This window comes from Actinotalea ferrariae (assembly GCF_019733465.1).
GTDB lineage: Bacteria > Actinomycetota > Actinomycetes > Actinomycetales > Cellulomonadaceae > Actinotalea > Actinotalea ferrariae_A.
In genome coordinates, this window is record NZ_JACVQL010000195.1 from 1 (window position 1) to 7,676 (window position 7,676).

Consider the following 7,676-nt stretch of genomic DNA (forward strand, 5'->3'; position numbering starts at 1 on the left):
TCGCAGGCGTGCGCGCGCGCCCGGCCGCGAGGGACCAGCGGACCGCGCGCCGGGACCGGCCTGCCGTCACGCTCGGCCCGCCGCGCACGGGCAGCCCGACCCGCCGGCAGTCCGTGCTGCTCGGCATGGCGCTCGTCCTGCTGACCGTCTTCGCCGGGCGGCTCGTCTACGTCCAGGGCCTCCAGGGACCCGCGCTCGCGGAGCGTGCCCTCGACGAGCGCATGGTGACCGTGCCCATCCCGGGCGACCGCGGCGACATCGTCGACCGCGACGGCGACGTCCTCGCGACGTCCGTCGAGCGTTGGAACGTCGTGGTCAACCAGCTCCAGCTGACCGCTGCGCTGGGGGCGACCCAGGCCGAGAAGACCGAGGGTGCGGTCGACACCGCCGCGAAGCTCGCTCCTCTGCTCGGGGCGGACCCGGCCGCGCTCGCCGCCAAGCTGCTCGGCGAGGACCAGTTCGTGTACCTGACGAAGGGCGTGACGCCCGAGTCGTACGAGCAGGTCATGGAGCTGGGGATCCCCGGCATCACCGGGGAGCGCGCCACGGACCGCATCTACCCCGAGGGCACGACGGGCGGCAACATCGTCGGCTTCGTGGGCGCCGAGGGACACGGCCAGGCGGGGCTCGAGCAGGTCTACGACGAGGTGCTCTCCGGCCGCCCGGGTGAGGAGACCTACGAGCGGGGAGCACGCGGCCAGCGCATCCCGACGGGTCAGGACGACCTCGTCCCCGCGGTGCCGGGCCGGGACGTCCGCCTCACGATCGACGGCGACCTGCAGTACATGGCCCAGGCCGCCCTCGACGAGCAGGTGCTCGCGACGGGTGCCGAGTGGGGCGTCGTCGAGGTCGTGGACGTGCGCACGGGCGAGATCCTCGTGCTCGCGGACTCGGGGACCCAGGACCCGAACAGCCCCACCGGTGCGTCGGCGAGCCGCGCCGTCGCGTCCGTGTACGAGCCGGGGTCGACGGCGAAGGTCATCACGATGGCCGCGATCCTCGAGACGGGCCTGGCGACGCCGACGTCCCAGTACGTCGTCCCCTACACCTACGCGGTGCCGAACGGGCAGTCGTTCAAGGACTCGAGCGAGCACCCGGACCTCAACCTCACGCTCACGGGCATCCTCGCGGAGTCCTCGAACACGGGGACCGTCATGGTCGGTCAGGACCTGCCGCCCCAGGTGCGGCACGACTACCTGACCAAGTTCGGCTTCGGCCAGCCGAGCGGCGTCGGGCTGCCGGGGGAGTCGCGCGGCCTGCTGCACGACGCCGACGCCTGGGACGGGCGCACGCAGTACACCGTCCTCTTCGGGCAGGGCGTGGGTGCGACGACGCTGCAGTCGACGCAGGTGTTCGCGACGCTCGCCAACGGCGGCGTCCGCGTCCAGCCGCACGTCGTCGCCGGCACCTACGGGCCCGACGGCGCGTTCACCCCGGTCGACAAGGCCGAGCCGCAGCGCGTCGTGAGCGAGCAGACGGCCGCCACGGTCGTGACCATGCTCGAGAGCGCGGTCGCGGACGGCACCGGCGGCAACGCCGCGGTGCCCGGCTACCGGGTCGCGGGCAAGACGGGCACGGCGCAGGCGTGGGACGCGGACGGCACGGTCAAGATCGTCTCGTCGTTCATCGGCATCGCGCCGGCCGACGACCCCCGCCTGGTCGTCAACGTCGCGCTGTACGACTCCAAGACGTCGATCTACGGCGGCACCGTCGCGGCGCCCGTGTTCCGCGAGGTGACCGCGCACGCGCTGCGCTCGCTCGCCGTGCCGCCGTCGGGCACGGAGCCGCAGCTCTTCCCCACGACCTGGCAGTGAGCGACGCGCCTGGGCGGCGGCCGGGCCGGACGGCGGCCGGGCGGACGGTAGATTCGTCGCCGTGACGTCCCCCCAGGGCCGGATGCGGCCCGAGCACCGCCCGACGCGTCACCTCTCCGACCTCGCCGCCCGGTTCGGGCTCGAGGTCGCGCGCGGAGGTGCGGATGCGGCGACCGTGACGCTGACCGGCGTCGCCGTCGGCTCGGCGGACGTGCTCCCGGGTGACCTCTTCGTCGGCCTGCCGGGGCTGCGGTCGCACGGCGCCCGGTACGCCGCGGCCGCGGTCGAGAGCGGGGCGGTGGCCGTGCTCACCGACGCCGAGGGTGCCGCGCTGGTCGCGGGTCAGCCGGACGCGGCGGCGGTCCCGGTCCTGACGTGGGGGCCCGACGCGGCGCCGCGCGGTCTCCTGGGCGACGTCTCGGCGTGGTTCTACGACCACCCCGCGCGCGACCTCACCGTCGTCGGCGTCACGGGCACCAACGGCAAGACGACGACGTGCTACTTCGTCGACGCCGCGCTGCGCACCGCGCACGCGACGACGGCCGTGGTGGGCACCGTGGAGCTGCGCGTCGGCACCCAGGCGATCGAGAGCCCGCGCACCACCGTCGAGGCGCCCGTGCTGCACGGCCTGTTCTCGCTCATGCGTGAGCGGGGCGCCACGGCGTGCTCGATGGAGGTCTCCTCCCACGCGCTCGCGCTCGAGCGGGTGGCCGGGCTCGAGGTCGACGTCGCGGGCTTCACGAACCTCCAGCGCGACCACCTGGACTTCCACGGCGACATGGAGGGCTACTTCCGCGACAAGGCGCGCCTCTTCGCGCCCGGGCACGCGCGGCGCGGGGTCGTGTGCGTCGACGACGCGTGGGGCGCCCGGCTCGCGGCCGAGGCGGCGATCCCGGTGGACACGGTCGCGACGCGGCCCGACCCGGTCGGTGGTGCGACGGCCGGCTGGCGCGTGAGCGACGCGACGATCGGGCTGGACGGCGTCGGCTCGACCTTCGTCCTGAGCGGGCCCGACGGCGAGCGCGTGGACGCCGCGAGCCCGCTGCCGGGCCTGGTCAACGTCTCCAACGCGGCCCTCGCGATCGTGCTCGCGCACCGCGCCGGCGTGCCGCTCGCCGACGCCGTCGCGGGCGTCGCGTCCGCGTCTGCGGTGCCCGGACGCATGGAGCGCGTCGTCGAGCGCGGCGGCGGCCGGCCCCTGTGCCTCGTCGACTACGCGCACACCCCCGATGCGCTCGTGCTCGCGCTCCAGGCCGTGCGGCCGATCACGCCGGGCCGGCTCGTCATCGTCTTCGGGTCCGACGGCGACCGGGACCGCGGCAAGCGCCCGATGATGGGCGAGATCGCGGCGAGGCTCGCGGACGTCCTCGTCGTCACGGACGAGAACCCGCGGTCGGAGCCGCCCGCCGAGATCCGCGCGGCCATCCTCGACGGCGTGCGCGCCGAGCGGCCCGACCTCGCCGACGTGCACGAGGTGTCGCCGCGGGCCGAGGCGATCCGCACGGCCCTGCGCCTGGCGGGCGAGCAGGACACCGTGGTCGTCACGGGCAAGGGCCACGAACCGACCCAGGAGATCGCCGGCGTGTTCCACCGCTACAACGACCGGGACGTGTTCCTCGAGGCCGTGCGCGGCACCGGCGGGGACGAGGTGCCGGCCGAGCCGGTGACCGTGCTCGACGCGACGGGGTCGGCGACCGTCGACTCGGTGCGGACGGGCCTGCGGGACCTCGCGACGCGCGCCCGGGGACGTCGGAGCATCGCCGTGGTGGGTTCCCTCGCCGCGCCGGTCGACGAGCTCGACGCCGTCGGCAGGCTCGCGGTGCGGCTCGACATCGACCGCCTGCTCGTCGTCGGCGAGGGCGTGCGCGCCGTCCACACGGGTGCGCTGCAGGAGGGGTCGTGGGGCGAGGAGTCGCGCGCCCTGCCCGACGTCGCCGCGGCCGCGGCGTGGCTCACCGCCGAGGTGCGCGCGGGCGACGTCGTGCTCGTGACGGACGCGGACGGTGCCCTGGCACCGGCGCTCGACGCCGTCCGCGGGGCCGCCCGATGAGAGCGGTCCTCATCTCGGGCGGTCTGTCCATGGTGCTCGCGCTCCTGGGCACGCCGCTGTTCATCCGCTTCCTCGTGCGTCGCCAGTACGGCCAGTTCATCCGCCAGGACGGACCGACCGCCCACTTCACCAAGCGCGGGACGCCGACCATGGGCGGCGTCGTGATCATCGTCGCGACGCTCCTCGGCTGGGCGGGGGCCGGCCTCTTCACCGGGAACCGGCCGAGCGCGTCCGCGCTGCTCGTGCTGTTCCTCATGACGGGGCTCGGGGTCGTCGGCTTCCTCGACGACTTCATCAAGATCTCGCGGCAGCGGAGCCTGGGCCTGTCGGCGCGCTGGAAGGTCGTCGGGCAGGGCGTCGTCGGCATCACCTTCGCCGTGCTCGCGCTCCAGTTCCCGAACGAGAACTTCCGCACGCCCGCGTCGACCCACATCTCGTTCATCCGGGACACGCAGATGGACCTCTCGTGGGCGGGTCCGACGCTCGGGGTCATCCTCTTCGTCATCTGGGCCAACTTCCTCATCACCGCGTGGTCCAACGCGGTCAACCTCACCGACGGGCTGGACGGCCTCGCGACGGGCGTCTCGCTCATCGTCTTCGGCGCCTACGTGCTCGTGGGCGTGTGGCAGTCCAACCAGACGTGCCAGGGGTTCCTCACCGCAGGGCCGCGCTGCTACGAGGCGCGCGACCCGCTCGACCTCGCCGTCGTCGCGGCGGCCATCACGGGCGCGTGCTTCGGTTTCCTGTGGTGGAACGCCTCGCCGGCCAAGATCTTCATGGGCGACACGGGCTCGCTCGCGCTGGGCGGCGCGCTCGCGGGGCTGTCGATCCTGTCCCGGACGGAGATCCTCGCGGCGATCATCGGCGGCATGTTCGTCCTCATCGTGCTCTCCGACGTCATCCAGATCGGCTTCTTCAAGCTCACCCGCAAGCGCGTCTTCAAGATGGCACCGCTGCACCACCACTTCGAGCTCTCGGGGTGGGGCGAGGTCACGATCGTCATCCGGTTCTGGATCATCGCCGGGCTGTTCGTCGCCGTCGGCGTGGGCATCTTCTACGCGGAGTGGGTGGCCGGGTAGTGCACGAGGACCTCGCCGGCCGGCGCGTGCTCGTCGCCGGCCTGGGCGTGACCGGCCGCGCCGTCGTCTCCGCCCTCGAGGCGCTGGCTGCCCGCGGCGGGGCGGCGCCCGAGGTGCTCACGCTCGACGCCTCGGCACCCGACGCCGACCTCGCCGCCGAGACGGACGTGGACCTGTCCGGCGTCGACCTCGTGGTCGCGTCGCCGGGGTGGCGGCCGTCGAGCCCGGTGCTGGTCGAGGCGGTGCGGCGCGGCATCCCCGTGTGGAGCGAGGTCGAGCTCGCGTGGCGGCTCCGGGTGGACCGGGTCGGCGGGGAGGGGCCGGCCCCCTGGCTCGTCCTGACGGGCACGAACGGCAAGACGACGACGGTCGGCATGCTCGAGTCGGTCCTGCGCGCGGCGGGCCTGCGGGCGGCCGCCGTCGGCAACGTCGGCACCCCCGTGGTCACCGCGGCGACGGACCCCGACGTCGACGTGCTCGCGGTCGAGCTCTCGAGCTTCCAGCTCCACTTCACGCACTCCATGGCGGCCCGCGCGGCGGCCGTCCTCAACGTCGCCCCCGACCACCTGGACTGGCACGGCTCGTTCGAGGCCTACGCCGCGGACAAGGCGCGGATCTTCCGTGGGGTCGAGGTCGCGTGCGTCTACGGCACCGACGACCCGCTGCTCGAGCAGATGGTGCGCGACGCGGACGTGGCCGAGGGGGCGCGTGCGGTCGGCGTCACGCTCGGCGCGCCGGGGCCCGGTCAGCTGGGCCTCGTCGAGGGCATCCTCGTCGACCGGGCCTTCCACGCCCCCGTGGACGACCCGCAGCGGCAGCGGTCCGCGGCCGAGCTCGGCACGACGGAGGACCTGGCCCACCTCGCCGGGCCGGACGGGCGGCTCGCGGCGCACGTCCTCGGCGACGCGCTCACCGCGGCGGCGCTCGCGCGCGCGCACGGCGTGTCGGCGGCCGCGGTCCGGGACGGGCTGCGCGCGTACCGGCCGGGCGCGCACCGGATCGAGCACGTCGCGACGGTCGACGACGTCCGGTGGGTCGACGACTCGAAGGCCACCAACGCGCACGCCGCGGCGGCGTCGCTCGCCGCCTTCGCGCCCGGCAGCGTCGTGTGGGTCGCGGGCGGGCTCGCCAAGGGCGCCCGCTTCGAGGACCTCGTCCGGGACCGTGCGGACCGGGTCCGCGCCGTCGTGCTCATCGGGGTGGACCAGGCGCCGTGGCACGAGGCGCTGGCCCGACACGCGCCCGCAATCCCCGTGGTCGCGGTCGATCCCGCCGACACTGGGACGGTGATGACCCGCGCCGTGACCGCAGCACGCACCCTCGCCCGGGCGGGCGACACGGTCCTGCTGGCGCCCGCGTGCGCCTCGATGGACCAGTTCGCCTCCTATGCCGAGCGGGGCGACTCGTTCGCGGGCGCCGTGCGCGCGCTCGCGGGCGCAGGTTCCGGCGCACCCGCGCACGACGACCCGACGGCGGGCTGAGCCCGTGGCGGTGTCGACAGCCGAGACCCCGCGCGCGTCGGTGCTCGGCCAGTGGAACAGCGCGGTGACGAGCTACTACCTGCTCATCGGCGCCGCCGCGCTGCTGCTCGCCCTGGGGCTGGTCATGGTCCTGTCGAGCTCGAGCGTCGACGCCCTCAGCGCGAGCAAGGGCGCGTCGCCCTACGGCATCTTCCTGCGCCAGGCGCAGTTCGCGCTGGTCGGCCTCCCGCTCGCCTGGGTCGCGAGCCGCCTGCCGGCGCGCTGGTACCGCAGGGCCGCGTGGCCGATGCTGCTCGGCGCCATGGGCGTCCAGCTCGTCGTCCTGTTCGTCGGCAAGGAGATCAACGGCAACCGGAACTGGATCGAGGTCGGCCCCGTCTCGGTGCAGCCGTCCGAGGCCGTCAAGCTCGCGCTCGCGGTGTGGCTCGGCACGGTCCTCGCCCGCAAGCGGCCGCTGCTCGGCGAGTGGCTGCACGTGCTGGTCCCGGGCGTGCTCGTCGCGCTCGCGGCGGTCGGCCTGGTCCTCGCGGGCGGCGACCTCGGCACGGGCATCGTGCTGCTCACGCTCGTGGCCGGCGCGTTCTTCGTCGCGGGCGTGCCGATGCGGATGTTCGCGGTCGCGGGGGCGCTCGCCGTCGTCGGCGTCCTCGCGCTGAGCCAGATGAACAGCAGCCGCGTGGCGCGCATCGAGGCGTTCTTCAGCGACGACTGCGACGTCCAGGCCGAGTGCTACCAGACGAACCGGGGGATGTACGGCCTCGCCTCGGGCGGGTGGACCGGGATGGGGCTGGGCGAGAGCCGCGAGAAGTGGTCGTACCTGCCCGAGGCCCACAACGACTTCATCTTCGCGATCCTCGGCGAGGAGCTCGGCCTGCTCGGCACGGGGCTCGTGCTCGCGCTCTTCGGCCTCCTCGCGGTGGCGGTCACGCGCGTGATCCGGCGCCACTCGGACCCGTTCGTCCAGATCACGACCGGCGCGGTCGGCTCCTGGGTCCTCGGCCAGGCGCTCATCAACATCGCGGTGGTGATCGGCCTGCTGCCGGTCATCGGCGTGCCCCTCCCGCTGGTCTCCGCGGGCGGCTCCGCCCTCATCACGACGATGATCGGCATCGGTGTCCTCGTCTCCTTCGCGCGGCACGAGCCGGGCGCCGCGGAGGCGCTCGCGGCGCGGCCCTCGGTGGTCCGGCGCTCGCTCGCCGTCCTCGGCCGCCCCGGCCGCGAGCCCGCGCAGCCGGGCCGGCAGGGGGAGACC

The 7,676-nt window shown here is 74.6% G+C and carries 5 protein-coding genes; all 5 read left to right on the forward strand.

Annotated elements, in window-relative coordinates; all coding sequences use genetic code 11:
• Nucleotides 1-1,814 (forward strand): peptidoglycan D,D-transpeptidase FtsI family protein (locus tag ICW40_RS15080; RefSeq protein WP_260459270.1); only part of this gene is annotated, 1,814 nt, incomplete at its 5' end.
• Between the two features lie 61 nt (nt 1,815-1,875).
• On the forward strand, nt 1,876-3,864 hold the full coding sequence (locus ICW40_RS15085; protein WP_308121837.1) for a UDP-N-acetylmuramoyl-L-alanyl-D-glutamate--2,6-diaminopimelate ligase: 1,989 nt from the start codon (nt 1,876-1,878) through the stop codon (nt 3,862-3,864).
• Nucleotides 3,861-4,943, forward strand: coding sequence for a phospho-N-acetylmuramoyl-pentapeptide-transferase (mraY, locus tag ICW40_RS15090; RefSeq protein WP_221654837.1), 1,083 nt, complete (start codon nt 3,861-3,863; stop codon nt 4,941-4,943). Before ICW40_RS15085 ends, mraY begins: the two co-directional genes overlap by 4 nt.
• A complete protein-coding gene (gene murD, locus ICW40_RS15095; RefSeq protein ID WP_308121838.1) occupies nt 4,943-6,424 on the forward strand; it encodes a UDP-N-acetylmuramoyl-L-alanine--D-glutamate ligase in 1,482 nt (493 codons plus the stop codon). Before mraY ends, murD begins: the two co-directional genes overlap by 1 nt.
• Before the next feature lie 4 nt (nt 6,425-6,428).
• A partial coding sequence (ftsW, locus tag ICW40_RS15100) for a putative lipid II flippase FtsW (protein ID WP_308121839.1) occupies nt 6,429-7,676 on the forward strand: 1,248 nt, incomplete at its 3' end.

Bases quoted from the DNA above. Each gene is read 5' to 3' on its own strand.
- mraY (WP_221654837.1), top strand. From the start codon at position 3,861: ATGAGAGCGGTCCTCATCTCGGGCGGTCTGTCCATGGTGCTCGCGCTC.